Source organism: Geodermatophilus sp. TF02-6 (assembly GCF_003319115.1).
Classification (GTDB): Bacteria; Actinomycetota; Actinomycetes; order Mycobacteriales; family Geodermatophilaceae; genus Geodermatophilus.
Window position 1 is genome coordinate 202996 of sequence record NZ_QOHF01000004.1, and the last position, 25931, is coordinate 228926.

Here is a 25931-nt window from a genome sequence, read left to right on the forward strand (position 1 = left end):
GGGGGAGACGTGCTGGACACCGGGTCGCTGCCCGCGATGGCGCGGGCGCAGCGCAGCGAGGTGCTCGACACCTGGCTGGCCGGCCTGCTCGACGCGGCGGTGGCGCGCACCCCACCGCCCCGCCCGCGCCGCGGCGGGGTCGGTGGGGGGCACCAGGTGCGCCGCGGCACCGACGGCGTGGCGCTGGTCGCCGTGGGCAGCCTCGGCCGCCGGGAGCTCCCGCCCCACGGGGACCTCGACCTGGTGCTCGTCCACGAGGGGCGGCCGGAGGTCGCCGCCCTCGCCGACGCGATCTGGTACCCCGTCTGGGACGCCGGGTTGCGGCTGGACCACTCGGTGCGGACCGTCGCCGAGGCCGTCGGGGTGGCCTCCACCGACGTCAAGGCCGGGCTCGGGCTGCTCGACGCCCGGTTCGTCGCCGGCGACGCCGACCTCGCCGCCACCCTGCGCACCGCCACCCTCGCCAGCTGGCGGCAGTCGGCGTCCCGGCTGCTGCCCCAGCTGCGCGACCTGCGTCGCGGCCGCGCCCGGCAGGTCGGCGAGCTGGCCTTCCTGCTCGAACCCCACCTCAAGGAGGCCTACGGGGGCCTCCGGGAGGGGCAGGTGCTGCGCGCGGTCGCCGCCGCGCAGCTGGCCGACGAGCCCACCACCGAGCTCGAGGAGGCCTACGCGTTCCTGCTGGACGTCCGCGACGAGCTGCGCCGCCGTTCGGACCGGCCGAACGACGTGCTGGTCCGCCAGGAGCAGCGGCCGGTCGCCGTCGCGCTCGGCCTGGCCGACGAGGACGCCCTGCTGCGCCGGGTGAGCCTCGCCGGACGCCGGTTGGCCTTCGTCGCCGACGAGACGTGGCGGCGGGCGGAGGCCGCCCTGGTCCGCCGTCCCCGAGGCCGCTACCGCCGGGTCCGCCGGGAGCCGCTGGCCGAGGGCGTGGTCCGGCAGGGCGACGAGGTGGTGCTCGCCCGTGACGCCCACCCCGCCACCGACCCCGGCCTGGTGCTGCGCGGCGCGGCCGCCGCCGCCCGGGCCGACCTGGTGCTGTCGCCCTACACGCTCAAGGTGCTCGCGGTGCACTCGCCGCCGGTGCCCGAGCCGTGGCCCGCGGAGGTGCGCTGGTCGTTCCTGCGGCTGCTGGCCAGCGGCCGGCCGGCCGTGGCGCTGCTCGAGCAGCTCGACCAGGAGGGGCTGCTGGTGCGGCTGCTGCCCGAGTGGGAGCGGGTGCGCTCGCTGCCGCAGCGCGACCCCTGGCACCGGTTCACCGTCGACCGGCACCTGGTGGAGTCCGCGGCGGCGGCCGCGGAGCTGACCCACGACGTCGACCGCCCCGACCTGCTCCTGGTGGGGGCGCTGCTGCACGACATCGGCAAGGGCTGGCCCGGTGACCACAGCGTCGTCGGCGAACCGGTCGCGGCCGCGATCGCGACGCGGATGGGCTTCTCCGCCCCGGACGTCGCCACGGTGGCCGCGATGGTGCGCCACCACCTGCTGCTGCCCGACACCGCCACCCGCCGTGACATCGACGACCCGGCCACCGTCGACCGGATCGCGGCGACGATCGGCTCCGACCCCGCGCTGCTGCAGCTGTTGCACGCCCTGGCCCAGGCCGACGGCGCGGCCACGAGCAGCTCGGCGTGGTCGCCGTGGAAGGCGCACCTGGTGGCGGCGCTGGTCGGACGGGTGCTGGCCCGGCTCGGCGGGGCCCCGGTCCCCGCTCCGCAGCCGGTGCTCAACCCCGGCGCGCCCCAGGCCAGCACCGGGTGCGCCGGCCTCCCGGACGGCGCCAGCGACGTCACGGTCGGGGTCGAGGACGTCGCCGACGGCCAGCAGGTGACCATCGTCGCCCCCGACCGATCCGGCCTGTTCAGCGAGCTGGCCGGGGTGCTGGCGCTCAACCAGCTCGACGTGCGCGCCGCCAAGGTCAACGTCGTGGCGGGCCGGGCCACCGCCGTCTTCGCCGTCCGGCCGCGTTTCGGCCGGGCCCCGGTGGCGTCGATCCTGGCCGACACCGTCCGGGCGGCCCACGAGGGGACGCTGCCGCTGGCCGACCGGCTGCGGCAGCGGGAGGTCGACTACCGCCAGGACGCCGTCCGGACCGTCCCGCCGCGGATCTCCTGGTACGACGGCGAGGTCACCGGCGACGCCGCCGGCATCCTGGAGGTCCGGGCCGGCGACCGCGCCGGGCTGCTGTACGGGCTCACCGCCGCGCTGGCGGCCGAGGGGCTGGACGTGACCTCGGCCCGGATCGAGACCCTCGGCGCCGATGCCGCCGACCACTTCTACGTGGCCAACCCCTCCGGCGAGCCGATCGACGCCGCCCAGCGCCAGCGGGTGGAGGCCGCGCTGGTCGCCGCCGTCTGCGGCGCCGTGGCCGACCCGGCGTCCGGGCGGGGGGACGCGCCGGGCTGAGGCTGCCCGGTCCTGTCGGTACCCCGTGGCACCGTCGGAGGGCAGGAGGACGGAGACGGTCCCTCCGAACCGGGGAGGAGCCCGCAGTGAGCGTCCGGTCCTCCGCGCCGGCGGCGTCCTCCGCGCTGGCCGTGGCCGACGGCAGGGTCTGGGCCTGCCCGACCTGCGGCGACGACCGGGAGTTCGTGCAGCCGCCGTGCGTCGACGGGCACACCGAGGACGGCGGGGAGTGCCCCGAGTGGGCCTGCACCGACTGCGGGACGGCGCTGGTGACCGGCGCCGGCGTCGACGTGGAGGCGGTGTCCGCCGGCCGCGGCGCCTGAGGAAGGACCCCGTCCTCCCCACCCTTCGCCAGCTCAGGGTGGGACCCGGGACGGGGCCGGCGGCGGGTCCCTGCGGGAGGGCCGCCCCCCACCGGAGAAGGACCCGGCCTCCTTGCAGGGTCCCACCGCGAGCTTGTGAGCGGTGGGGGGCAAGGGGGTCCTTGGTCCGCCCTTCGGAGAAGGACCCCGTCCTCCTCACCGCTCGCACGCTCGCGGCGAGCCTCTGGACGGGGCCTACCCGGGACCCGGCCGGCGGGACCCTGCAGGAGGCCGGGCCTGGCGGGCCCCGTAGGGCGCCAGCATCCTGCCCGCCCCTCGATACCCTGGGAGTCAGGTGGCGCGACGGCGCCGGGGCTCCCCGGGTGCCGAAGCCGAGCAGCCGGTCGGTCCGACCGGCCGGCCGCGCCCGCGAGACCCTGCGAGGACGTGCTGTGTTCGAGACCCTCTCCGACCGCCTGGACACGGTCTTCAGCGGCCTGCGCGGCAAGGGCCGGCTCTCCGACGCCGACATCGACGCGACCGCGCGCGAGATCCGCATCGCGCTGCTCGAGGCCGACGTCGCGCTGCCGGTGGTCCGGGCGTTCATCAACGCCGTCAAGGAACGGGCGCGGGGAGCCGAGGTCTCCTCGGCGCTCAACCCGGCGCAGCAGGTCATCAAGATCGTCAACGAGGAGCTCGTCGAGATCCTCGGCGGCCAGACCCGGCGGCTGCGCTACGCCAAGACCGCGCCGACGGTCATCATGCTGGCCGGTCTGCAGGGGTCGGGTAAGACGACGCTGGCCGGCAAGCTCGGTCGCTGGCTCAGGTCGCAGGGCCACACCCCGCTGCTGGTGGCCGCCGACCTGCAGCGGCCCAACGCGGTCAACCAGCTGGCGATCGTCGCCGGCCAGGCCGGGGTGGACGTCTTCGCGCCCGAGCCGGGCAACGGCATCGGCGACCCGATCCGCGTCGCCGCCGACTCGATCGAGCACGCCCGCCGCACGATGCACGACGTCGTCGTCGTCGACACCGCCGGTCGGCTGGGCATCGACGCCGAGCTCATGGCCCAGGCCGCCGGCATCCGCGACGCCGTCCGGCCCGACGAGACGCTGTTCGTCGTCGACGCGATGATCGGTCAGGACGCCGTCACCACCGCGGAGGCCTTCCGCGACGGCGTCGGGTTCTCCGGCGTCGTCCTCACCAAGCTCGACGGCGACGCCCGCGGTGGTGCCGCGCTGTCGGTGCGGTACGTCACCGGTCAGCCGATCATGTTCGCCTCCACCGGCGAGAAGCTGACCGACTTCGACGTCTTCCACCCCGAGCGGATGGCCTCCCGCATCCTCGGCATGGGCGACGTGCTCACCCTCATCGAGCAGGCCGAGCAGGCCTTCGACGCCGAGCAGGCCGAGAAGATGGCCGGCAAGCTCGTCAGCCGCGAGGGCTTCACCCTCGAGGACTTCCTCGAGCAGATGATGGCCATCCGCAAGATGGGCCCGATCGCCAACCTGCTCGGCATGCTGCCCGGCGCGGGGCAGATGAAGGAGCAGCTCAAGCAGGTCGATGACCGCGACCTGGACCGCACCGCGGCCATCATCCGCTCGATGACCCCGGAGGAGCGGGTCAACTCCAAGATCATCAACGCCTCGCGGCGGGTGCGCATCGCCAACGGCTCGGGCGTGACCGTCACCGAGGTCAACCAGCTGCTGGAGCGCTTCGCGCAGGCCCAGAAGATGATGGGGCAGATGGCCGGCAGCATGGGCCTGCCGGGCATGGGCCCGATGTCGAAGAAGGCTCGCGGCCGGCAGATGCAGGCGGTGTCGTCGGGCAAGGGAGCGCGGGGCAAGGGCAAGAAGGGCAAGGGGAAGGGCAAGAGCGGGCCGACCCGTCGGCCCACGGGCGCTCCCGGCCTGCCGCCGGGGGCCGGCCTGCCCGGCGGGGGGCTCCCCGGCGGCGGCTTCCCGGGGAGCGGCCTGCCCGGTGGCATGCCCGGCCTCCCCCCGGGTCAGGGCCTGCCCGACCTCACCAAGCTGCGGTTCGACCAGCCCGGGGACGAGCGGCCCTCGCGGTGACCGGGCGGGCGGGGGAGCAGGCCCTGCACCTCTCCGGCGTCGTGCTGCCCGCGGGGGAGCACCGCGACCTGTGGGTGCACGACGGGCGGATCACGTTCGAGCCGGTCCCGGGCGCCGAGACGGTGGCCCGCGGCGGCTGGCTGGTGCCCGGGCTGGTCGACGCGCACTGCCACGTCGGGATCGGCCGCGGTGGCGTCCCCGTCGCGGACCTCGCCGGGCTGCGCCAGCAGGCCCTCGCCGAGCGTGCCGCCGGCGTGCTGGCGCTGCGCGACTGCGGCTCCCCGGTCGACACCCGGGCGCTGGACGACGAGCCGGACCTGCCTCGCATCGTCCGCGCCGGCCGGCACCTGGCCGCGCCCCGCCGCTACCTCCCCGGGCTGGCCGTCGAGCTCGACCCGGCCGACCTGGCCGCCGAGGTGCGGGTGCAGGCCCGCCGCGGCGACGGCTGGGTCAAGCTGGTCGGCGACTGGATCGACCGCGGCGTCGGCGACCTGGCGCCCGAGTGGCCGGCCGACGCCGTGGCCGCCGCGATCGCCGCGGCGCACGAGGAGGGGGCGCGGGTCACCGCGCACACCTTCGGCACCGACGCGCTGCCCGACCTGATCCGGGCCGGCATCGACTGCGTCGAGCACGGCACCGGCCTGACCGAGGAGCTCGTCGGCGAGATGGCCGCCCGGGGCACCGCCGTCGTCCCGACCCTGGTCAACGTGGCGAGCTTCCCCGACTTCGCCGCCGCCGGGGAGAAGCGGTTCCCGGCCTACGCCAGCACGATGCGGCGGCTGCACGCGAGCTCGGGCGCCGTCGTCCGGGCGGCGTACGAGGCCGGGGTCCCGGTGTTCGCCGGCACCGACGCCGGTGGCGGCATCGACCACGGCCGGATCGCCGACGAGGTACGGGCGCTGGCCGCGGCCGGGCTGCCGGCCGAGGCGGCGCTGGCCGCCGCGTCGTGGGCGGCCCGCAGCTGGCTGGGGCTGGCGTGCATCGAGGAGGGTGCCCCGGCCGACCTCGTCGTCCACGACACCGACCCGCGGGCCGACCTCGACACCCTGACCCGCCCGCAGCTGATCGTCCTCCGCGGCCGGGTCGTCGGTTGATGATCAGCTGGGCTGGTCGTGCGGCGTCCCAGCTCACCGTCGACCGTGAGCCAGGACGCGCCACGCCGAGCCAGGATGCGTCCGTGAGCCTCTAGCGCGGGGCGCCGAGCTCGAGGGTGACCTCGGTGCCGGCGCCCGACGACGCCACGTGCAGCGCGCCGCCGGAGGCCTCCGCGGTGCGCCGGGCGATGTCCAGGCCCAGCCCGGTCGAGCCGACGGCGCTGTGTCCCCGCTCGACCGCCACGCGGGCGTGCACCAGCCCCGGACCCTCGTCGGCCACGACCACCTCGGCCCCGCCGCCGGTCCGCGGCGCGACGGCGACGCGCATCGCCGTCCCCTCCGGGGTGTGCGCGAAGACGTTGCCCAGCAGGGCGTCGACCGCCGCGGCCAGGTCGCCCGAGGCCACCCGCACCGGCAGGGCCCCCTCGGCGAGGTCGACGTCGAGACGGCGGTGCTCGTCCTCGGCCAGCACGGTCCAGAAGGACACCCGCTCGGCCACCACGGCGTTCGCGTCGGACACCGCGGCCAGCCCCTCCCGCACCGGACGGCGGGCCTCGGCGATGACCTCGTCGACCCGCCGGCTCAGCTCGTCGACGTCGGTGAGCAGCCGGTCCCGGTCGGCGGCGGGCAGCGACTCGACGTCCAGCCGCAGCGCGGTCAGCGGCGTGCGCAGGCGGTGGGCGAGGTCGGCGGCGGCCTCTCGCTCGGCGGCCAGCAGCTCCCCGATCCGCCCGGCCAGCTGGTTGAGCGCCTCCCCGACCGCGCGCACCTCCGACGGCCCCGACGGCTGCACACGGGCGGTGAGGTCCGCGCTGCCGAGCCGGTGCGCCGTCGTCGCCAGCTCGGTCACCGGCCGGGTCAGCGACCGGGCCACCCGGTCGGCGACGACCAGCGCCAGGACGAGCAGCCCGCCGCCGAACGCCGCCAGCACCACCCACGTGCCGGTCACCCCGGGGTGGAGCTGGTCGTCGGGCACGAACGCCTCGATGAGCACCATCCCGTCGCCGCGGCGGACCGGCTGCAGCAGCACCGCGCCACCGTCGACGCCCACGACCTCCGAGCTGGAGGGGTCCGCGCCGACGTCGCCCCTGGGTGGGCTGAGCCACTGGCCGTCGGTCCAGCGCACCGCCACCTGCCGGCCGTCCTCCTGCAGCATCGCCAGGCGCGCCGCCACCTCGTCGCGCTCCATGAGGGCCACGGTGGGGAGCACCTTCTGCAGGTCGGCGCGCACGGAGTCCAGCGCCCGGGCCTCGGCGACGCGGGCGACCAGGACGGCGGCGGGGAGGAGGAAGGCCAGCAGGACGATCGAGGTCGTCGCCGCGACGAGGAGGGTGACCTGCCGTCTCACGGCTCGGGTTCGGCCAGGCGGACGCCGACACCGCGCACGGTCTGCAGCAGACGCGGCTGGGCCGCGGACTCGCCGAGCTTTCGGCGCAGCCAGGACAGGTGGACGTCGACGGTCTTGTCCGACCCGCCGTAGGGCTGTTGCCACACCTCGACCAGCAGGGTCCGCTTGGACACCACGGTCCCGGGCCGGGCCGCGAGGTAGGCCAGCAGGTCGAACTCCTTGGGGGAGAGCTCGACCTGTGCGCCCTCGTGCACCACCCGGCGGGTGCGCGGGTCGATGGTCAGCGGGCCCACCGTGACCGGTGCCGACCCGCTGTCGAGGGTCCCCGAGGCCCGGCGCAGCACCGCGCGGATGCGGGCCTCGAGCTGGTCGGCCGCGAACGGCTTGAGCACGTAGTCGTCGGCGCCGGCGTCCAGGGCCTGCACGACGCTGCCGTCGTCGTCGCGTGCGGTGGCCACGATGACCGGCACGGACGAGACCGCCCGGAGCATCCGCAGCAGCTGGCTGCCGTCGAGGTCGGGCAGGCCCAGGTCGAGGACGACGAGGTCGGGCCGCTCGTCCACCGCCTGGCGCAGCCCGCTGAGGGCGGTCGCGGCCGAGCTGACCGCGTGACCGCGCTCACGCAGCGTCCGCAGCAGGGCGGTGCGGATGCGCTCGTCGTCCTCCACGACCAGCAGGTGGGCCACGCGTCCCGACGCTACTGCCGACGGCGCGCTCCTCGGGCCCTCCTTGACCTCGCCTTGTCGTGCTCTTAACCCAGCCGGCGGCATGGTCTGCTGGCATGAGACGCGCCGTGGCCTTCGGAGCCCTCTGGGTGACGTCCGCGGGCGTCGCCGTGGGCCTCGGCTTCTTCGCCGTCTCGACCGTCGACGTCGTGGCCTCCTCGCAGACCGCTCCGGCGGCCGCGACCGGTGGCACCGAGGCGTCGTCGTCCCAGGTGCCGTCCACCCCGACGGCCTCCTCGGTCCCGACCCCGTCGCCCACCCCGGCCCCGGTGTCGTCTCCCGCGCCGTCGTCCGCGCCGGCCTCCACCGAGGCCCCACCCCCGCCGGAACCGGCTGCCGTCTCCGGGGAGCAGGAGACCGTGGGGGGCACGGTCTACGCCTCGTGCACCGGCGGGGCCCTCGAACTGGCGACGGCGCCGGCCGAGGACTGGTGGGTCCAGTACCAGGACGACGACGAGGTGGGTTTCCTGGACGGCGGGCAGTGGGTCGCGGTGCGGGCCTCCTGCACCGACGGGATCCCCACGTTCACGGTGGACGGCCCGGCCGACGGGAAGTGGGCCCGGCCGGACGACGGCCACCGGCCCGTCGGTGACTGGTGGGCCGGCCACCACGAGGGCTGGGCCCACGCCTGACCCACCGCCGGGCTCGGCCACCCCCAGACCGAGCCCGGCGGTGCCCTGCGACGGTGACACGGTCGGCCTACCGGCCGACACCGCGGCCAGGAGCCGTTCCCGACCGGTGCTGAGCCCCAGGCTCCCGTCCCTGCTCGGGGAGCCTCCGGCCCCCACTCCCAGGGACCACCCGCGGCCAGGAGCCGTTCCCGACCGGTGCTGAGCCCCAGGCTCCCGTCCCTGCTCGGGGAGCCTCCGGCCCCCACTCCCAGGGACCACCCGCGGCCAGGAGCCGTTCCCGACCGGTCCACCCGAGGGCGGTGGGGTGGGGCCGCCTGGGAGAATCTGCCCGTGCTGCTGCGGATGTCCACCCTCTTCCTGCGGACCCTGCGTGACGACCCGGCCGACGCCGAGGTCCCCAGCCACCGGCTGCTCGTGCGGGCCGGTTACATCCGGCGGGCGGCCCCGGGCGGGTTCACCTGGCTGCCGCTGGGCTACCGGGTGTTCCGCAACGTCGAACGCGTCATCCGCGAGGAGATGGACGCGATGGGTGCCCAGGAGGTGCACTTCCCGGCGCTGCTGCCACGCGAGCCCTACGAGGCCAGCGGCCGCTGGACCGAGTACGGCGACAACCTCTTCCGCCTCAAGGACCGCCGCGGCGCCGACCACCTGCTCGGGCCGACGCACGAGGAGGTGTTCACCCTCCTGGTGAAGGACCTCTACTCCTCGTACAAGGACCTCCCCGTCTGGCTGTACCAGATCCAGACCAAGTTCCGGGACGAGGCGCGGCCCCGGGCCGGGCTGCTGCGCGGCCGCGAGTTCACGATGAAGGACAGCTACTCCTTCGACGTCGACGACGCCGGGCTGGACAAGAGCTACGCCGCCCACCGCGACGCCTACATCCGGATCTTCGACCGGCTGGGCCTGGACTACGTGATCGTCTCGGCGATGTCGGGGGCGATGGGCGGGTCGAAGAGCGAGGAGTTCCTGCACCCGACCAACATCGGGGAGGACACCTTCGTCCGGTCGGCCGGCGGCTACGCGGCCAACGTCGAAGCGGTCGCCACCGTCGTCCCGGACCCGCTGCCCGTCGAGGGCCTGCCCGAGGCGCACGTCGAGGACACCCCGGACACCCCGACCATCGAGACCCTCGTCGAGGTGGCCCGGCAGCTGTTCCCGGACGCCGGGTACACCGCGGCCGACACGCTGAAGAACGTCGTCGTCACCCTCGTGCACCCCGACGGCGGGCGTGAGCCGCTGGTCGTCGGCGTCCCCGGCGACCGCGAGGTCGACCTCAAGCGGCTGGAGGCGCAGGTCGCCCCGGCCGAGGTCGAGCCGTTCGCCGAGTTCGAGGCGCACCCGCTGCTGGTCAAGGGCTACCTCGGCCCGCAGGTGCTCGGCGCCGACGGCCCGGCCGGCATCCGCTACCTCGTCGACCCCCGCGTCGTGCCCGGCACCCGGTGGATCACCGGCGCCAACGAGCCCGGCCGGCACGTGTTCGACCTGGTGGCCGGCCGGGACTTCACCTGGGGCGGCGTGATCGAGGCCGCCGAGGTGCTGCCCGGTGACCCGGCGCCCGACGGCTCCGGCCCGCTGGAGCTGGCCCGCGGTGTGGAGCTGGGCCACATCTTCCAGCTCGGCCGCAAGTACGCCGACGCGCTCGACCTCCGGGTCCTCGACGAGACCGGGAAGCTGGTCACCGTGACGATGGGCTCCTACGGCATCGGCGTCTCCCGCGCCGTCGCGGCGATCGCCGAGTCCACCCACGACGAGCTCGGCCTGGCCTGGCCGCGCGAGGTCGCCCCGGCCGACGTGCACGTCGTCGCCACGGGCAAGGACGCATCGGTCTTCGGGGCCGCCGAGGCGCTGGCCCAGGAGCTGGTCGCCGCGGGGCTCACCGTGCTCTACGACGACCGGCAGAAGGTCTCCCCGGGCGTGAAGTTCAAGGACGCCGAGCTGCTGGGGATGCCGACGATCGTCACCGTCGGGCGCGGGCTGGTCGACGGCGTCGTGGAGGTGCGCGACCGGGCGACGGGGGAGCGCCAGGAGGTGCCGGTCGCCGACGCCGCGGCCCGCGTGCTGGCCGCCGTCCGGAGCTGAAGACCCCGTCCTCCCCACCACTCGCAGGCTCGTGGCGGGGCCCGGGACGGGGCCGGAGCCTCGGGACGGGCGTCCGCCGGTCGGGCGTCAGCTCCCGGCCAGGTCGCGGTAGCGCGACGGCGTCGTGCCGTAGGCCGCGCGGAAGGCGCGGCCGAAGACCGTGGCGTCGGGGAAACCGCAGCGCCGGGCGACGACGGCCAGCGGCGCGTCGCGCGCGCCGCGCCGGGCCAGCTCCTCGCGGGCCCGCTCCAGCCGGCGGCGGCGGACGTACCGGGCGACGGTCTCCTCCTCGCCGGCGAAGAGCCGGTGCAGCTGGCGCACCGAGACGAAGTGCGCCGCGGCGATCGCACGCGGGTCCAGCGCGGGGTCGGCCAGGTGCTCCTCGACGTACGCCCGGACGGCGGCCAGCAGGGCCCGGTCGGCCCGCGCCGGCTCCGGTGGCATCACGTCGTCCGCCGCGGCGGTGACCAGCCCCAGCAACTCCCCGGCCACCCGGTCCCCGGGGTCGTCACCCGCGACGTCGCTGCGCACCAGGTCGCCCAGCATGCGGGCGAGCACCCCGGTCAGCCCGCGCCGGCCGTCCATGCGCCGCGCCGTGAGCCGGTCGGCCGGCAGCGCCGACCCGGGCCGCGACCAGGTGAGCACCAGCAGCGACCAGGCCGGCGCGCCCCCGCCGGCCCGCAGCTCCCAGGCGAAGGGCCGGTCGGTCTCGTAGAGCGCGTAGTCACCCGGTCGCAGCCAGCACTCCCGCCCGTCCTGCCCGACGCGGGCCGATCCGGCCTCCAGCAGCCCGACCTGCAGGTACCGCCGCTCGTCGGAGCGCGCCAGGCCCGCCGTCCGCAGCGCCCGCTGATCGACCGACCGGACCCTGGACAGCTGCAGCGACCCCACGGCGCGGCTGGCGACCTCCCCGGTCACCGGCCCGTCGGCGGCGGGGTCGACGTCGAGGTCGACGAAGTGCTCGCCGAGCAGCTCCCGCCACGGGCGCACCCCGGTGGCACCCGTCGTGGTGGGGATCGGCATGCGGGCCTCGCTGGCGGTGGGTCGCGCCGCCCGGCGGGGCCGGGCTGCCGCCGAGCCTGCCATGCACCCGGAGGGACGGGAAGGGCGTCCCGGGGCGACGCAAGCCGCCGCACCCCTGGCACGGGGAGTCGAGCAGCCGGCACGCGGGGTCGCGGACGTCGCCGCCGACCGGCGCCAGGATCGGCGCACCGCGGCGGGACGACAGCAGACCCCAGGAGGCGAACCGTGTCGGTGACCGACCTGCCCGTGCCCGGGACGACGACCGTGCACGGAGCCTGCCCGTTGGACTGCCCCGACACCTGCGCCATGGAGGTGACCGTCGAGGACGGCCGCGTCACCGGCGTGCGCGGCGACCGGTCGCACCCGTACACCCGCGGCGGACTGTGCGTGAAGATGAACGACTACGACCGCACGGTGCACAGCCCCGACCGGGTGCTGCACCCGCTGCGCCGCACCGGCCCCAAGGGCAGCGGGCGGTTCGAGCGCATCTCCTGGGACGCCGCCCTCGACGAGATCGCCGCCCGGTTCACCGAGATCGCCGCCACCTCCGGCCCCGAAGCGATCATGCCGGTGAGCTACCTGGGCACCCAGGGCATCCTCAACGGCCTCAACGTCGGCGACGCGTTCTTCAACCGGCTGGGCGCCACCATCAGCGAGCGGACCTACTGCGACTCCGGCTCCTGCACCGCCTACGCGATGACCGTGGGGCCGACCGCCGGCGTCGACCCCGAGTCCTTCGTGCACGCCCGCTACATCGTCATCTGGGCCAACAACACGCTGTCCACGAACCTGCACCTGTGGCCGTTCGTGGCCGAGGCGCAGCGGCGCGGCGCGAAGGTCGTCGTCATCGACCCCGTCCGGCACCGGACGGCCAAACACGCGGACTGGTACATCCCCATCCGGCCGGGCACCGACGGCGCGCTGGCGCTGGCGCTGATGCACGTGGTCATCGGCGAGGGGCTGACCGACGAGGACTACGTCGCCCGGTACACCGTCGGGTTCGACGAACTCGCCGAGCGGGTGCGGCAGTACACCCCCGAGTGGGCCAGCGGCGAGACCGGCATCCCGGCCGAGGACATCCGGACCCTCGCCCGGGAGTACGCCGCGGCCGACCCGTCGGTCATCCGCATCGGGGTGGCCATCGAGCGGCACGCCGGCGGCGGGCAGACCGTGCGGGCGATCTCCTGCCTGCCGGCGCTCACCGGCGCCTGGCGCAAGCCCGGCGGCGGGCTGCTCCAGCTGCCGCTGTGGGCCTTCCCGGTCAACTGGCCGGCCTTCCTCGGCGCCGAGTTCATCCGCCCCGGCACGCGCGTGGTCAACCAGTGGCTGCTCGGCCGCGCTCTCACCGGGGAGCTCCGGCTCGACCCGCCCATCCGGGCGCTCGTGGTCTACAACAGCAACCCGCTGGTGGTCTGCCCGGAGCAGGACGAGATGGTGGCCGGGCTGTCGCGCGAGGACCTGTTCACCGTCGTCAGCGAGCACTTCCTCACCGACACCGCCGACTTCGCCGACATCGTCCTGCCGGCGACCACCCAGCTCGAGCAGCGCGACCTGATGTTCTCGTGGGGCCACCTCTACCTGACGATGAACACCCCGGCGATCGCTCCGCTGGGGCAGGCGGTCCCCAACACCGAGCTGTTCCGGCGGCTGGCCGCGCGCATGGGTTTCGACGAACCGGTCTTCCGGCGCACGGACGAGGAGATGATCGAGCAGGCGCTCGACTGGTCCGCACCGGTCCTGGAGGGGATCACGCCGCAGACCCTGGCGCGCGACGGCTGGGCGCGGCTGCGGCTGCCCGGGCCCGACGAGTACGCGCCGCACGCCGAGGGCGGCTTCCCGACGCCGTCCGGCAAGGTCGAGTTCGTCTCCTCGGCGGCCGCCGGCGGGAACTTCGTGCTGCCGCTGTTCCGGCAGGGCTCGAACGAGCACCAGCCCGGCGACCCCGTCGACCCGCTGCCGCACTACGTCCCGCCCCGGGAGCGCCCGGACGGCCGCTACCCGCTCACCCTGCTGTCCCCCAAGTCGCACGCCTACCTCAACTCCAGCTTCGCCGACCGGCCCGGTCAGCGGCGGGTGCAGGGCGACCCGGTGCTCCTCATGACCCCCGGGGACGCCGCGGCCCGGGGGCTGGTCGACGGCGCCCCGGTGTGCGTGGTCAACGACCGCGGCCGGTTCACCGCGCGCTTGCAGGTCACCGACGACGTCGCGCCGGGCGTGGTCGTCTGCCCGATGGGCGCCTGGCGCAAGCACACCGGCGGCGCCACGGTGAACGCGGTCAGCCCGTCGGTCTTCGCCGACCTGGGACGGGCGCCGACCTTCTCGGACAACCTCGTGGAGGTGCGGCCCGCCTGAAAGAGGACGCCCCTGCCTCCACCGGAGAAGGACCGCGTCCTCCTCATCCCTCGCGAGCTCGGCAGGAGGACCCCCTGCTCCCCACCCCTCGGAAGAGGACCCCTCTGCCCCCCACCGCTCGCAGGCTCGCGGCGGGCCCCTGCAGCGGGGCCGACCGCGAGCCTGCGGACGGGCCCTCCGCAGGCCGGGACGGCGGGACCGGCCCGTCTGGCACAATGGTCGGTCGAACACGTCGGCAGGCGGCCCTCTCACCGTCGCCGGCCGTGTCCGCACCGCTCCGCCCCCGGCGTACCCCCACGCGTCGCTCCGGGCGGGCACACGACCTGCGTTCGAGGAGAACACCAGCCACCGTGGCCACCAAGATCAAGCTCATGCGCCTGGGCAAGATGCGCGCCCCGTACTACCGCATCGTCGTCGCCGACGCCCGCACCAAGCGCGACGGGCGCGTCATCGAGACGATCGGCAAGTACCACCCCAAGGAGGACCCGTCCTTCATCGAGGTCGACTCCGAGCGCGCGCAGTACTGGCTGGGCGTCGGCGCGCAGCCGACCGAGCCCGTCGCCGCCATCTTCCGGGTCACCGGCGACTGGCAGAAGTTCAAGGGCGAGCCGGCGCCGCCGCCCATGAAGGTCGCCGCGCCCCGGCCGGACAAGAAGGCCCTGTACGAGGAGGCCGTCCGCACCGCCGGCGAGGAGCCGGCCGCCGGCGCGACCACCCCGCGCAAGAGGGCCGCTCCCCAGGCCGACGGCTCCACCGACGGCACGGCCGCTCCCGCGGCGGACGCCGCCGAGACGCCCGCCGGGTGAGCCGTGCTCGAAGAGGCGCTCGAGCACCTGGTCAAGGGCATCGTCGACCACCCCGAGGAGGTCACGGTCGACCTGCTCACCAGCCGCCGCGGCAAGACCCTCGAGGTCCGGGTGCACCCTGACGACCTGGGCAAGGTCATCGGCCGCGGCGGCCGCACCGCCAAAGCGCTGCGCACCGTGATGACCGGCGTCGGTGGCCGTGGCCTGCGGGTCGACGTCGTCGACACCGACGGGCGCTGACGCTTCCTCGTGGACTCCTCCGACACCGTGGTGGTCGGCCGCATCGGCCGGCCCCACGGTGTCCGTGGTGAGGTCACCGTCGAGGTCCGCACCGACGAGCCCGACCTCCGGTTCGCCCCCGGCGCGGTCCTGCGCACCGAACCCGCCGAGCGCGGACCGCTCACCGTCGCCGGCCGCCGCTGGCACCGCGAGGTCCTGCTGCTGCAGATCGAGGGCGTCGACAGCCGCGAGGCAGCCGAGACCCTCCGCGACACCGAGCTGCACGTGCCGGTCGTCGAGCTGCCCGTGCTCGACGACCCCGACGTCTTCTACGACCACCAGCTGGTCGGCCTGACCGCCCGCTCGCTCGACGGCTCCGTCCTCGGCGAGGTGGTCGCCGTGCGCCACGAGGGCGCCGACCTGCTCGTCGTCCGCCGCGGCGAGGGCGGGGAGCTGCTCGTCCCCTTCGTCACGGCGATCGTGCCGACGGTCGACCTCGCCGGCGGCTGCCTCGTCGTCGACCCGCCCGAGGGCCTGCTGGACCTGTGACCGAGCTTGCGAGGTCACACACGGACGCAGCACCGCCAGGTCACGGGGCCGACGAGCGCCAGCGAGGAGGACCTGTGACCTGGCGCATCGACGTCATCACCATCTTCCCCGAGTACCTCGCCCCGCTGCGCCAGTCACTGTTGGGCAGGGCCGCCCAGCGCGGCCTGGTCGGCATCGGCGTGCACGACCTGCGGCGGTGGACCGACGACGTGCACCGCACCGTCGACGACGCCCCGTACGGCGGCGGGCCGGGGATGGTCATGCGCCCGGAGCCGTGGGGCCGCGCGCTGGACGCCGTCCGCGCACCGGGCACCCGGCTGGTCGTGCCCACCCCCGCCGGACGCCCGTTCACCCAGGCGGTGGCCGCCGAGTGGGCCCGCGAGCCCGGCCTGGTCTTCGCCTGCGGCCGCTACGAGGGGATCGACCAGCGGGTCGCCGACCGGGCGGCCGACGCCGGTCCGGTGTCGGAGGTCTCCATCGGCGACTACGTGCTCGCCGGGGGCGAGTCCGCGGTGCTGGTCATGGTCGAGGCGGTCACCCGGCTGATCCCCGGCGTGGTCGGCAACCGGGAGTCGGTCGAGTTCGACTCGCACGCCGACGGCCTGCTCGAGGGGCCGTCCTACACCCGACCGGCGTCCTGGCGCGGGCACGAGGTCCCGCCGGTGCTGCTGTCCGGCGACCACGCCGCGATCGCCCGGTGGCGGCGGGCGGAGTCGCTGCGGCGGACGGCGGCCCGTCGTCCGGACCTGCTGGCCGCGCTGCCACCCGAGGCGCTGTCGGACGCCGACCGCGCCGTCCTCGGCGACGGCTGAGCGGGCGATCGTCCGGCCGACCGCCCCCGTGGCCGTCCCGGACCCGGCCGGGCGGGTGCGCCCGCTCGGCGCCCGCCGCGCTCCGTCGCCCGAGGATGTGGCACAGTAGAGAGCTGCTGCGGACCGTCGGCCGGATCGACGGGAGCTCCTCCGCGGAGTGCAGCTCCCCGGATCGGACAGCCGGGGCCGCTCGTTGTCCGCACCGTGAACGACGCAACCGCTAGGACAGGACTGCCGCGATGAACACCCTGGACGCACTCGACGCCGACTCGCTGCGCGACGACATCCCCGAGTTCCGCCCGGGTGACACCGTCAAGGTGCACGTGCGCGTCGTCGAGGGCAACCGCTCGCGCATCCAGGTCTTCCAGGGCGTGGTCATCCGCCGGCAGGGCGGGGGCGTCCGGGAGACCTTCACCGTCCGCAAGATCAGCTTCGGCGTCGGTGTCGAGCGCACCTTCCCGGTGCACACCCCGGTGGTGGAGAGGATCGAGATCGTCACCCGCGGTGACGTCCGCCGCGCCAAGCTGTACTACCTCCGCGAGCTGCGCGGCAAGGCCGCCAAGATCAAGGAGAAGCGCGAGCCCGTCTCCCGCTGACACGCTCCCCGGCCGGGTCGCCCGGCCTGACCACGGCGGGTCTCCCACGGCCGTACGCTGGCTCCCGATGAGCAGCGACCGGCCCGGGAGGCCCGCCGACGTCGTCCCGGAGGGGGAGGACCCCCGCCCAGCCGGAGCCTCCGCGCAGGGCGAGGCCGGTACGGGCCCGGCCCGCGCCCCGTCCCGCCGCGAGCGGCGGAGGCGGCGCGACCACAAGGGCTCGCTGCTGCGCGAGCTGCCCGTGCTGCTCCTCGTCGCGTTCGTGCTGGCGCTGGTGGTGAAGACCTTCCTCGTGCAGGCCTTCTTCATCCCCTCCGGGTCGATGGAGCGCACGCTGCACGGCTGCCCCGGTTGCACCGGCGACCGCGTCCTGGTCAACAAGGTGCCCTACTGGTTCGGCGAGCCCGAGCCCGGCGACATCGTGGTCTTCAAGGGGCCGGACACCTGGTCCCCGGAGGTCGACGTCGCCGAGCCGTCCAACCGGGTCACCGGCGCGCTGTTGTGGCTGGGGCGCGCCATCGGGGTGGCCCCCCCGAGCGAGGACGACTTCGTCAAGCGGGTCATCGCCACCGGCGGCCAGACGGTGCAGTGCTGTGACGCCGAGGGGCGGGTCACCGTCGACGACCGGCCGCTCGACGAGCCCTACATCTACGAGAACACGCCGCTGGAGAGCCGGGCCTTCGGCCCCGTCACCGTCCCCGAGGGTCGGCTGTGGGTGATGGGCGACCACCGCTCGGCGTCGGCGGACTCGAAGGCCCACATGGGCGACAAGTACTCCGGGACGATCGCCGTGGACGACGTCATCGGCAAGGCCGCGCTGATCGTGTGGCCGCTGGACCGGATTGGCGTCCTGCACGCACCCGACATCCAGGGCGTCGAGGCCTCCGGCCTGCCGGGTGGGCCGGCGCCGGGCTCCGGCGCGTCGGCGGTGGCGGCCCCGTACGCGCTCGGCCTCGTCGGTGCCCTCCCGCCGACCGCGGTGCGACGACGACGGCAGCGCAGGACGGGTCCCGCCGACGCCCCCTGACCTGCCGGACCCGGACCCGCAGCACCGGACCCGACCCGCACGCCCCGGACCCCGGGACGTGCGGGTCGAGTCGTTCCGGGGCCCGTTATCGAAAATGGCATCGCCATGTCGACACGAATGCGTGCGGTCAATTCCCGCGTTGTTCCTGTGACGACAGGAGTGCAGACCCGACCGCCACGGAATCGGCTGAGAAATCGTCCGCAAAACGTTCAAGCACCGATCCGGGCCGTCCGATGGAAGCGGGGAGAGTTCCCGATCCTGTGAAACGGAGTCGATTGTGTCCGCACCCATGGCGAGCGCCGCCCGCGGCGTCACCCGCGTGCTCATCCTCGCCGACGCGCCCGTCCTGCGCCGGGGTCTGGTGAGCATGGTCAACGAGACCGCCGGCATGCAGTCGGTGGGGACGCCGGGCGAGTTGCGCCGGGCCCTGACCCTGGTCGAGACCGCCCGCCCCGACGCGGTGGTCGTGGAGCTGGGCCCGGGGCGGGCCGCGACCCTCAACGCCTGCCGCGACCTGCGCCGCCGGTACCCGCGGGTGACGATCGTGGCCCTGGGCACCTCCGAGGACCCGGCCGTGGTGAACGAGGCCCTGGCCGCCGGCGTCCGCGGGTACCTGATGATCAACACGTCGCCGACCCTGCTCGGCTGGGCCGTCCTGGCCGCCCGCGCCGGCCGCACGGTGGTCGACCCGCAGATCCGCCGGGTCGAGCCGTCGGCCGCGCCCGCCGCCAAGCCGTTCACCCCCGAGGTGCCGCTGACCCCGCGCGAGTCCGACGTCCTCGACGAGCTGCTCCAGGGGCAGTCGAACCGGCAGATCGGCCGGAACCTGTTCATCAGCGAGGACACGGTCAAGTCCCACGTCAAGGCCATCCTGCGCAAGCTCGGCGCCCGCGACCGGGCGCACGCGGTCTCGCTGGTGCTCTCCTCCCGCAGCCCCGCCTGCACCTGCGGCGCGCACAGCCTCGCCCCCGCCGAGGCCTGAGAGAGGACCCCCTGCTCCCCGCCGCTCGCACGCTCGCGGCGGGGCCCTGCAGAGGGCCGGTCGGGCCGTCCGCCTCCTCGGCAGCCCGTCCGGGTGGCTCCTCCCGGCCGCCTGCGGCGGCCGACCGTCCACGGGCCGGTCCTCCCTGACCCCGGGGACCGGCCCCTGGCGTCTTCCCGGGCAGCTGTCCGCGGACGCCCGCCGGGTCGGCCCGCGGCCGCCGGTGCGTGCGCCGTCCGGTCACTGCCGGCGTCGTACTGTCGAACCGCGATGGCCCTCCGTTCCGCTCCCGCTCCCGTCGGGCGAGGCGCCCGCGCCCGACGGGTACCGCCTGCCGACGAGCGCCCCGACGCGCTGTGGGACATGGAGCGCTCGCTGCGCCGCCGGGGTTTCGCCGCGGTCGCCGGCGCGGACGAGGCCGGCCGCGGCGCCTGCGCCGGGCCCCTGGTGGCGGCCGCGTGCGTGCTGCCCCTCGGGCGGCGTGGCCGGGTGCCCGGGCTGGCCGACTCCAAGCTGCTGACCGCGGCGACCCGGGACCGGGTCTACGAAGAGGTCGTGGCGCGGGCGGTGTCCTGGTCGGTCGTGGTGACGCCGGTCGCCGACCTCGACGTCCGCGGCATGCACGTCACCAACATCGAGGCGTTGCGCCGGGCCGTGTGGAGCCTCGACCCCGGCCCGGACTACGTGCTCACCGACGGCTTCCCGGTCCCGGGGCTGGCCCGCCCGACCCTGGCGGTCTGGAAGGGGGACCGGGTGGCGGCCTGCGTCGCGGCGGCGTCGGTGCTGGCCAAGGTCACCCGAGACCGGATCATGCTCGACCTGCACGAGTGCTGGCCCGAGTACGACTTCGCCGTCCACAAGGGCTACACCACCGACGCGCACGAGGCCGCCCTCCGCCGGCACGGACCCTGCCCCGAGCACCGGATGCGGTTCGTCAACGTCGCCCGGGCCCGCGACGCACACGCCGAACGGGGACTCCAGCTGACCGGCTCGGCCGCCATGGTCGATGATGGGCCCATGCGCCCTGTGTCCGGAGAGCCGCGATGAGCACCGAGGACCTGGAGAAGTACGAGACCGAGATGGAGCTGCAGCTCTATCGCGAGTACCGGGACATCGTGCGGCAGTTCACCTACGTGGTGGAGACCGAGCGGCGCTTCTACCTGGCCAACTCCGTCGACCTGCAGGTCCGCGAGGCCGGGGGCGAGGTCTACTTCGAACTCAAGCTCTCCGACGCGTGGGTGTGGGACATGTACCGGCCCGCGCGCTTCGTGCGCAACGTGCGCGTGCTGACCTTCAAGGACGTCAACGTCGAGGAGCTCGACAAGCCCGACCTCGAGCTGCCCGGCGGCCCCCGCCTGTCCTGATGCCCTCCTGATCTCCACGCCACGCCGGGGAGGGTGCACCCCTCCGGTGGCGGACGGACCCCGACCGTCCACAGGGCGCACCGCCGTCCACAGACCGGCCGCAGGCCTGGTGGCAGGTGCGGCTGCGGGACGACGGTCGCCGGGTGCGAACGAGATCGGACCTCGGTGCCCACGGCGAGCGCATCGCCGCCACCTACCTCACCGACCAGGGCCTGCGCGTCCTCGACCGGAACTGGCGCTGCCGCGACGGTGAGCTCGACATCGTCGCCCGCGAGGGCGACGCGCTCGTCTTCTGCGAGGTCAAGACCCGCCGGGCGGTGGGCTTCGGTCATCCCGTGGAGGCGGTCGGGCACGCCAAGCAGCGCCGGCTGAGGACGCTGGCCCAGCGCTGGCTGGCCGCCCACACCGAGCACGCGCCCGAGCTGCGCTTCGACGTCGTCGGCGTGCTGGTGCGGCCGGAGCGTCCCGCGCTGGTCACCCACCTGCGGGCGGCGTTCTCGTGACGCTGGCGCGGACCTGGTCGGTCGGGCTGGCCGGGGTGCACGGCGCGGTGGTCGACGTCGAGGTCGACCTGTCCGCCGGCGTGCCGGGCGTGGTCCTCGTCGGGCTGCCGGACGCCGTCGTCCGCCAGTCGGTCGACCGGGTGCGGGCGGCGGTGGTCAACGCCGGCGGGAGGTGGCCGCTGCGCCGGATCACGATCGGCCTCTCCCCGGCATCGATGCCCAAGCAGGGCAGCGGGTTCGACCTGGCGCTGGCGGCCGCGGTCCTGGCCGCCGACGGCGCGGTGCCGGCGGAGTCGGTCGGCCGGCTGGTGCTGCTCGGCGAGCTGGGCCTCGACGGCTCCGTGCGCTCCGTCCGGGGGGTCCTCCCCGCGGTGCTGGCCGCGGCACGGGCCGGGCACGGGACGGTCGTGGTGCCCGCGGGCAACGCGGAGGAGGCGGCCCTCGTCGACAGCGTCGAGGTGCTGGCCGCCGCGACCCTCGGCGACCTGGTCGCCCACCTGGCCGGTCGTGCGGCGCTGCCCCGTCACGTCCGGGGCGCCCTGCCCCCGCCCGCTCCCGGGCCGGACCTGGCCGACGTCGTCGGTCAGCCCATCGGCCGCCGCGCGGTCGAGGTGGCGGCCGCCGGAGGGCACCACCTGTACCTCACCGGGCCACCGGGGGCGGGCAAGACGATGCTCGCCGAGCGCCTGCCGAGCCTGCTGCCCGCGCTCGACGAGCAGGCGGCCCTGGAGGTCACCGCCATCCACTCGGTGGCCGGCACGCTGCCACCGGGAGCGCCGCTGGTGACCCGCCCGACCTTCGAGGCGCCCCACCACTCGGCGACGATGGCCGCGCTCGTCGGCGGCGGCTCCGGCCTCATCCGGCCGGGTGCGCTCTGCCGGGCCCACCGCGGGGTCCTCTTCCTCGACGAGGCGCCGGAGTTCCCGCGGGCGGTGCTCGACACGCTGCGCCAGCCGCTCGAACGCGGCTCGGTCACCATCTCCCGGGCCCGCGGCGCGGCGACCTTCCCGTGCCGGGCGCAGCTGGTGCTGGCGGCCAACCCGTGCCCCTGCGCCAGCGCCGCCGGCGACGCCGCCTGCACCTGCAGCCCGCTGCAGCGGCGGCGCTACCGGTCCCGGCTGTCGGGGCCGCTGCTCGACCGCATCGACCTGCGGGTCGACCTGCCGGCGGTCACCCGGGCGGCGTGGCTGGAGGCCGGGGTCACGCCCGAGCCGACGGCCGCGGTCGCCGCACGGGTCGCCGCGGCCCGCGCCGCCGCGGCCGCGCGGCTGCACGGCACCGGGCTGGTCCTCAACAGCCAGGTCCCGGGGCGGTTGCTGCGCGAGCGGTGGTCCCCACCGCGGCCGGCGCTGCGCCTGGTCGACCGGGCCCTGGAGCGTGGGGCGCTGTCCGTCCGCGGCTACGACCGGGTGCTGCGGGTCGCGTGGACGTTGGCCGACCTCGCCGGCCGCGCGGTCCCGGGGGCGGACGACGTCGCCGAGGCCCTCGGCATGCGCCTGCAGCGGGCCGCGGCATGACCGCGCTGCCGAGCCTGGACGAGGACATCGAGCAGGGGCTGGTCGAACCCGTGGGCCCCGACGGTGACGTCGCTCCCGCGGTGCGCCGGGCCCGGGCCTGGCTGAGCCGCGCGGCCGAGCCCGGCAGCGTCGCCTTCTGGCGCTTCGTCGAGGACGCCGGCCCGGTGGAGGCGGTGCGCCGGCTGCGGGCCGGTCGAGCGCCCGACGCCGTCCGGGCCCTGGTGGGGGCGCGCGCCGGCCAGGACGCCTCGCTGGTCGACCTGCAGCGGGCCCGGCGCTGCGGTGCCCGCCTGGTGGTCCCCGAGGACGACGAGTGGCCCGCCCCCCTGCTGCACTGCCTGACCGTGGCGACGAGCGCGGAGTCCGACGATCCGCGCCAGCAGTCGCCGCGCACCCTCGCACCGGTGCCGCCGATCGCGCTGTGGGTCCGCGGGGCTGCCCGCCTCGACGAGCTGGCCGACCGGTCCGTGGCCGTGGTCGGTGCCCGGGCGTCGACGGCCTACGGCGAGCACGTCGCCGGCGAGCTGGGTCACCAACTGGGGGATCGGGGGTGGACGGTGGTCTCCGGCGGGGCGTACGGCATCGACGCCGCGGCGCACCGGGGCGCGCTCGCCGCCGGGGCGCCGACCCTCGCGGTGCTCGCCTGCGGCGTCGACCGCGCCTACCCCGCCGCGCACGGCGCGCTGTTCCACCGCATCGCCGAGGAGGGTCTCCTGGTGAGCGAGTGGCCGCCGACCGCCGCTCCGCACAAGCACCGGTTCCTGGTGCGCAACCGGCTCATCGCCGGGCTGACCCGCGGCACCGTGGTCGTGGAGGCGGCGGCCCGGTCGGGTGCCCTGGCGACGGCCCGCCGGGCCCAGCGGCTGGGCCGGCAGGTGATGGTGGTCCCCGGCCCGGTCACCTCCGCCCTGTCCGTGGGCTGCCACGAGCTGCTGCGCGACGCCGAGCTGGGCGCCGTCCTCGTCGCCGATGCGGCGCACGTCGTCGAGGCGGTCGGCCGGCTGGGAGAGGACCTCGCCGACCCTCCCGAGCGGCCCACCGACCTCCGTGACGGGCTCTCCGACCTGGCGGTCCGGGTGCTCGACGCCTGCCCGGTGCGGGTCGGGGTGAGCCCCGAGCGGCTGGCCGCGGTGGCCGGCTGCGACGTCCTCGACGTGCTGCGGGTGCTGCCGGCCCTCGAGCTGGCCGACCTCGTGCAGCGCACCGACAGCGGCTGGCGGCTGGCCCCACCGCCGGAGGACGGCCGGTGACGCACCAGTGACGGCAGGGGAGGGCGGGGTGGGGCGCGGCTCAGGGGCCGGCGCGGCTGCTTGACCCCCACCGGACCGCGTCGGACCGTTCCCGGGTGACCGCCCGTACCGCCGACGCGCGCGCCGCGCTGCCGCCGCCGCTGGCCGAGGCGCTGGCCGGCTACGAGGAGCACCTGCGCTCACAGCGGGACCTGTCCGAGCACACCGTGCGCGCCTACGTCGGTGACGCCGTCTGGCTGCTGGACCACCTCGTCCGGCGCGGTGGCGGGCGCGTCGACGACCTCGACCTGGCGACCCTGCGCAGCTGGCTGGCGCAGGGCCGCACCCGCGGCGCCGGGCGGGCCACCACCGCCCGCCGGGCCGCCGCGGCCCGCTCGTTCACCGGCTGGGCGCGGCGGGCCGGGCTGAGCCCCGAGGACGTCGGCCTGCGGCTGGTCAGTCCGAAGGCGCACCGCACCCTGCCCGACGTGCTCGCCCCCGACCAGGCGCGGACGGTGGTGGAGTCGGCCGCCGGTGCCGAGGAGCCGGTCGGCCTGCGCGACGCCCTCGTCCTCGAGCTGCTCTACGCCAGCGGCATCCGGGTCAGCGAACTGGTCGGGCTCGACGTGGACGACGTCGACCGCGGCCGGCGGCTGCTGCGCGTGCTCGGCAAGGGACGCAAGGAGCGCAGCGCGCCCTACGGTGCCCCGGCCGAGCGGGCCCTGGACGCCTGGCTCACCCGCGGCCGGCCCGCCCTGGTCACCGACCGGTCCGGGCCGGCGCTGCTGCTCGGGGTGCGCGGACGCCGCCTCGACCCCCGGGAGGCCCGGCGCACCGTGCACGCGGCCGTGGCGGCCGCCCCCGGTGCCCCCGACATCGGTCCGCACGGGCTGCGGCACTCCGCGGCCACGCACGTGCTCGAGGGCGGCGCCGACCTGCGCTCGGTCCAGGAGCTGCTCGGCCACGCCAGCCTCGCGACCACCCAGATCTACACGCACGTGACCGTGGAGCGGCTCCGGGCCGTCCACGCCCAAGCGCACCCGCGCGCCTGAGAGGACCGCCGTCCGTGTCTGAGAGAGTTGCCGTGCGCGCCACCGGATCGCGCACCACCGTCCCCACCCCGAGGCCGCCGACCGCCGGTCTCCGACAGCCGGGAGCGCAGACAGTGCCCGAGGCCACCATCGACCGGCTCGACGAGACCCGCGACGACGCCGACGCCGCGCTGGCCGAGCTGTGGGCCGACTACGTCACCGACCGTGACCCGGCGCTGCGGGACCGGCTGATCCTGCACTACGCGCCGCTGGTCAAGTACGTCGCCGGGCGCGTGGGCAGCGGCCTGCCGGCGCACGTCGAGCAGGCCGACCTGGTCTCCTACGGCACCTTCGGGCTGATCGACGCGATCACCCGTTACCAACCCTCGCGGGAGGTGAAGTTCGAGAGCTACGCGATGGCGCGCATCCGCGGGGCGATCATCGACGAGCTGCGCAGCACCGACTGGATCCCGCGGTCGGTGCGGATGCGGGCCCGCCAGTACGAGCGGACCGTCGCCGCCCTGGAGAGCCGGCTGCAGCGCAGCCCCACCGAGGAGGAGGTGGCCGCGGAGATGGACATGGACGTCGAGGAGGTCCGCAGGTTCCTCGGCCAGCTCTCGCTGGTCAACGTCGTCGCCCTCGACGAGCTGCTCTCCGACGACGAGGGCGGCGCCCCTCGGCTGGTCGACACGCTGCAGGACACCCGGGCGTTGGACCCGCAGGCCGTGGCCGAGCACGGCGAGGCCCGTCAGCTGCTGGCCCGCGCGGTCGAGCAGCTGCCCGAGAGGGAGAAGGTCGTGGTCAGCCTCTACTACTTCGAGGGCCTGACCCTGGCCGACATCGGCCGCGTGCTCGGCGTCACCGAGAGCCGCATCTGCCAGCTGCACACCAAGGCCGTCCTGCACCTGCGCTCCAAGCTGGCCGACATCGCGTGATCCCGTGCTCCTCGATGCACCCGCTGCCACCGGTTCGGCCAGGGGAGGCGTTCGGAGCGGCCTCCGCCCGGCCCGGTCGATGACCGCGGCGATGCCCGAACCGCGGTGGTCGACGCTGTCGCGCTGGCTCCAGCGGCCCGGCGTCTCCTGCTGCTGGTCGAGTGGGATCGGCTCGGGGACCACACCGTCGGGCGTGGCTCCGCCGGCCACCAACGGTGGGAGGCGCTGCTCCGCTCCTCCCACACCCCTTCCCACGGTCGAGCACCTCCACGAGGTCCCCGGCGCCGTCCCCGTCCGTGGCAGCAGCAACGCCGGTGTCGCGGCCGGACACCGG

24 protein-coding genes are annotated in these 25931 nt (G+C 75.7%); 21 read left to right on the plus strand and 3 right to left on the minus strand.

The window, feature by feature from the left end:
• Positions 1 to 9: 9 nt before the first annotated feature.
• The 4 genes from DQ238_RS05675 (at position 10) to DQ238_RS05690 (ending at position 5868) form a co-directional block, all read left to right on the plus strand.
• Positions 10 to 2403 (plus strand): [protein-PII] uridylyltransferase, encoded by a 2394-nt coding sequence (locus DQ238_RS05675; RefSeq protein WP_113780307.1) that lies wholly within the window; start codon positions 10 to 12, stop codon positions 2401 to 2403.
• A gap of 86 nt (positions 2404 to 2489) precedes the next feature.
• Positions 2490 to 2726 carry a hypothetical protein gene (locus DQ238_RS05680; RefSeq protein ID WP_233495739.1) on the plus strand — a complete coding sequence of 79 codons (237 nt, stop codon included), beginning with the start codon at positions 2490 to 2492 and terminating at the stop codon, positions 2724 to 2726.
• Between the two features lie 431 nt (positions 2727 to 3157).
• Positions 3158 to 4774, plus strand: a complete 1617-nt coding sequence (gene ffh, locus DQ238_RS05685; protein ID WP_113780308.1) for a signal recognition particle protein — start codon at positions 3158 to 3160, stop codon at positions 4772 to 4774.
• Positions 4771 to 5868: an amidohydrolase family protein gene (locus DQ238_RS05690; RefSeq protein ID WP_233495740.1), complete on the plus strand. Its 1098-nt coding sequence runs from the start codon at positions 4771 to 4773 to the stop codon at positions 5866 to 5868. The genes ffh and DQ238_RS05690 overlap by 4 nt, the downstream gene beginning before the upstream one ends.
• A gap of 91 nt (positions 5869 to 5959) precedes the next feature.
• On the opposite strand, the gene DQ238_RS05695 is transcribed toward DQ238_RS05690, so the two are convergent.
• Together DQ238_RS05695 and DQ238_RS05700 are read right to left on the minus strand one after the other, a co-directional pair.
• Positions 5960 to 7216: a HAMP domain-containing sensor histidine kinase gene (locus DQ238_RS05695; protein ID WP_113780309.1), complete on the minus strand. Its 1257-nt coding sequence runs from the start codon at positions 7214 to 7216 to the stop codon at positions 5960 to 5962.
• On the minus strand, positions 7213 to 7902 hold the full coding sequence (locus DQ238_RS05700) for a response regulator transcription factor (protein ID WP_113780310.1): 690 nt from the start codon (positions 7900 to 7902) through the stop codon (positions 7213 to 7215). Before DQ238_RS05700 ends, DQ238_RS05695 begins: the two co-directional genes overlap by 4 nt.
• Before the next feature lie 95 nt (positions 7903 to 7997).
• On the opposite strand from DQ238_RS05700, the gene DQ238_RS05705 reads away from it, so the two are divergent.
• Both DQ238_RS05705 and DQ238_RS05710 read left to right on the plus strand, forming a co-directional pair.
• On the plus strand, positions 7998 to 8573 hold the full coding sequence (locus DQ238_RS05705; RefSeq protein WP_147263009.1) for a hypothetical protein: 576 nt from the start codon (positions 7998 to 8000) through the stop codon (positions 8571 to 8573).
• Positions 8574 to 8903: 330 nt separating this feature from the next.
• Entirely contained in the window at positions 8904 to 10652 is a 1749-nt protein-coding gene (locus DQ238_RS05710; protein ID WP_113780312.1) for a proline--tRNA ligase, read from the plus strand.
• Positions 10653 to 10739: 87 nt separating this feature from the next.
• Here DQ238_RS05710 and DQ238_RS05715 read toward each other — a convergent pair whose 3' ends face one another.
• Entirely contained in the window at positions 10740 to 11675 is a 936-nt protein-coding gene (locus tag DQ238_RS05715) for an AraC family transcriptional regulator (RefSeq protein WP_158550718.1), read from the minus strand.
• A gap of 225 nt (positions 11676 to 11900) precedes the next feature.
• Between DQ238_RS05715 and DQ238_RS05720 the strand changes: the two genes are divergently transcribed.
• From DQ238_RS05720 to whiG, 15 genes are all read left to right on the plus strand, one after another.
• Complete coding sequence (locus tag DQ238_RS05720; protein ID WP_233495741.1) at positions 11901 to 14027, plus strand: molybdopterin-dependent oxidoreductase; 2127 nt, start codon at positions 11901 to 11903, stop codon at positions 14025 to 14027.
• A 350-nt stretch (positions 14028 to 14377) separates the two neighbouring features.
• Positions 14378 to 14833, plus strand: coding sequence for a 30S ribosomal protein S16 (gene rpsP, locus DQ238_RS05725; RefSeq protein ID WP_113780314.1), 456 nt, complete (start codon positions 14378 to 14380; stop codon positions 14831 to 14833).
• A 3-nt stretch (positions 14834 to 14836) separates the two neighbouring features.
• Positions 14837 to 15073 (plus strand): RNA-binding protein, encoded by a 237-nt coding sequence (locus DQ238_RS05730; RefSeq protein ID WP_113780315.1) that lies wholly within the window; start codon positions 14837 to 14839, stop codon positions 15071 to 15073.
• A gap of 9 nt (positions 15074 to 15082) precedes the next feature.
• Positions 15083 to 15601: a ribosome maturation factor RimM gene (gene rimM, locus DQ238_RS05735; RefSeq protein ID WP_113780316.1), complete on the plus strand. Its 519-nt coding sequence runs from the start codon at positions 15083 to 15085 to the stop codon at positions 15599 to 15601.
• Positions 15602 to 15675: 74 nt separating this feature from the next.
• Entirely contained in the window at positions 15676 to 16413 is a 738-nt protein-coding gene (gene trmD / locus DQ238_RS05740) for a tRNA (guanosine(37)-N1)-methyltransferase TrmD (protein WP_113780317.1), read from the plus strand.
• 239 nt (positions 16414 to 16652) lie between these two features.
• Positions 16653 to 17009: a 50S ribosomal protein L19 gene (gene rplS, locus DQ238_RS05745; RefSeq protein WP_113780318.1), complete on the plus strand. Its 357-nt coding sequence runs from the start codon at positions 16653 to 16655 to the stop codon at positions 17007 to 17009.
• 67 nt (positions 17010 to 17076) lie between these two features.
• Positions 17077 to 18036 carry a signal peptidase I gene (lepB, locus tag DQ238_RS05750; RefSeq protein WP_113780319.1) on the plus strand — a complete coding sequence of 320 codons (960 nt, stop codon included), beginning with the start codon at positions 17077 to 17079 and terminating at the stop codon, positions 18034 to 18036.
• A gap of 277 nt (positions 18037 to 18313) precedes the next feature.
• The gene (locus DQ238_RS05755) at positions 18314 to 19018 is read left to right on the plus strand and encodes a response regulator transcription factor (protein WP_233495742.1); all 705 of its coding nucleotides are present in this window, start codon (positions 18314 to 18316) and stop codon (positions 19016 to 19018) included.
• A gap of 270 nt (positions 19019 to 19288) precedes the next feature.
• Positions 19289 to 20065, plus strand: coding sequence for a ribonuclease HII (locus tag DQ238_RS05760; RefSeq protein ID WP_113780321.1), 777 nt, complete (start codon positions 19289 to 19291; stop codon positions 20063 to 20065).
• The gene (locus DQ238_RS05765; protein ID WP_113780322.1) at positions 20062 to 20382 is read left to right on the plus strand and encodes a DUF2469 domain-containing protein; all 321 of its coding nucleotides are present in this window, start codon (positions 20062 to 20064) and stop codon (positions 20380 to 20382) included. The genes DQ238_RS05760 and DQ238_RS05765 overlap by 4 nt, the downstream gene beginning before the upstream one ends.
• A 143-nt stretch (positions 20383 to 20525) precedes the next feature.
• The gene (locus DQ238_RS05770; RefSeq protein WP_113780401.1) at positions 20526 to 20885 is read left to right on the plus strand and encodes a YraN family protein; all 360 of its coding nucleotides are present in this window, start codon (positions 20526 to 20528) and stop codon (positions 20883 to 20885) included.
• Positions 20882 to 22402: a YifB family Mg chelatase-like AAA ATPase gene (locus DQ238_RS05775; RefSeq protein WP_113780323.1), complete on the plus strand. Its 1521-nt coding sequence runs from the start codon at positions 20882 to 20884 to the stop codon at positions 22400 to 22402. The genes DQ238_RS05770 and DQ238_RS05775 overlap by 4 nt, the downstream gene beginning before the upstream one ends.
• On the plus strand, positions 22399 to 23652 hold the full coding sequence (dprA, locus tag DQ238_RS05780) for a DNA-processing protein DprA (RefSeq protein ID WP_113780324.1): 1254 nt from the start codon (positions 22399 to 22401) through the stop codon (positions 23650 to 23652). The genes DQ238_RS05775 and dprA overlap by 4 nt, the downstream gene beginning before the upstream one ends.
• Positions 23653 to 23747: 95 nt before the next feature.
• A complete protein-coding gene (locus DQ238_RS05785) occupies positions 23748 to 24683 on the plus strand; it encodes a tyrosine recombinase XerC (protein ID WP_113780325.1) in 936 nt (311 codons plus the stop codon).
• Between the two features lie 113 nt (positions 24684 to 24796).
• Complete coding sequence (whiG, locus tag DQ238_RS05790; protein WP_113780326.1) at positions 24797 to 25597, plus strand: RNA polymerase sigma factor WhiG; 801 nt, start codon at positions 24797 to 24799, stop codon at positions 25595 to 25597.
• The last annotated feature ends 334 nt before the right edge of the window (positions 25598 to 25931 follow it).

Bases quoted from the DNA above. Each gene is read 5' to 3' on its own strand.
- DQ238_RS05705 (WP_147263009.1), top strand. From the start codon at position 7,998: ATGAGACGCGCCGTGGCCTTCGGAGCCCTCTGGGTGACGTCCGCGGGC.
- DQ238_RS05715 (WP_158550718.1), bottom strand. From the start codon at position 11,675: ATGCCGATCCCCACCACGACGGGTGCCACCGGGGTGCGCCCGTGGCGG.
- rplS (WP_113780318.1), top strand. From the start codon at position 16,653: ATGAACACCCTGGACGCACTCGACGCCGACTCGCTGCGCGACGACATC.
- lepB (WP_113780319.1), top strand. From the start codon at position 17,077: ATGAGCAGCGACCGGCCCGGGAGGCCCGCCGACGTCGTCCCGGAGGGG.
- DQ238_RS05760 (WP_113780321.1), top strand. From the start codon at position 19,289: ATGGCCCTCCGTTCCGCTCCCGCTCCCGTCGGGCGAGGCGCCCGCGCC.
- DQ238_RS05765 (WP_113780322.1), top strand. From the start codon at position 20,062: ATGAGCACCGAGGACCTGGAGAAGTACGAGACCGAGATGGAGCTGCAG.
- dprA (WP_113780324.1), top strand. From the start codon at position 22,399: ATGACCGCGCTGCCGAGCCTGGACGAGGACATCGAGCAGGGGCTGGTC.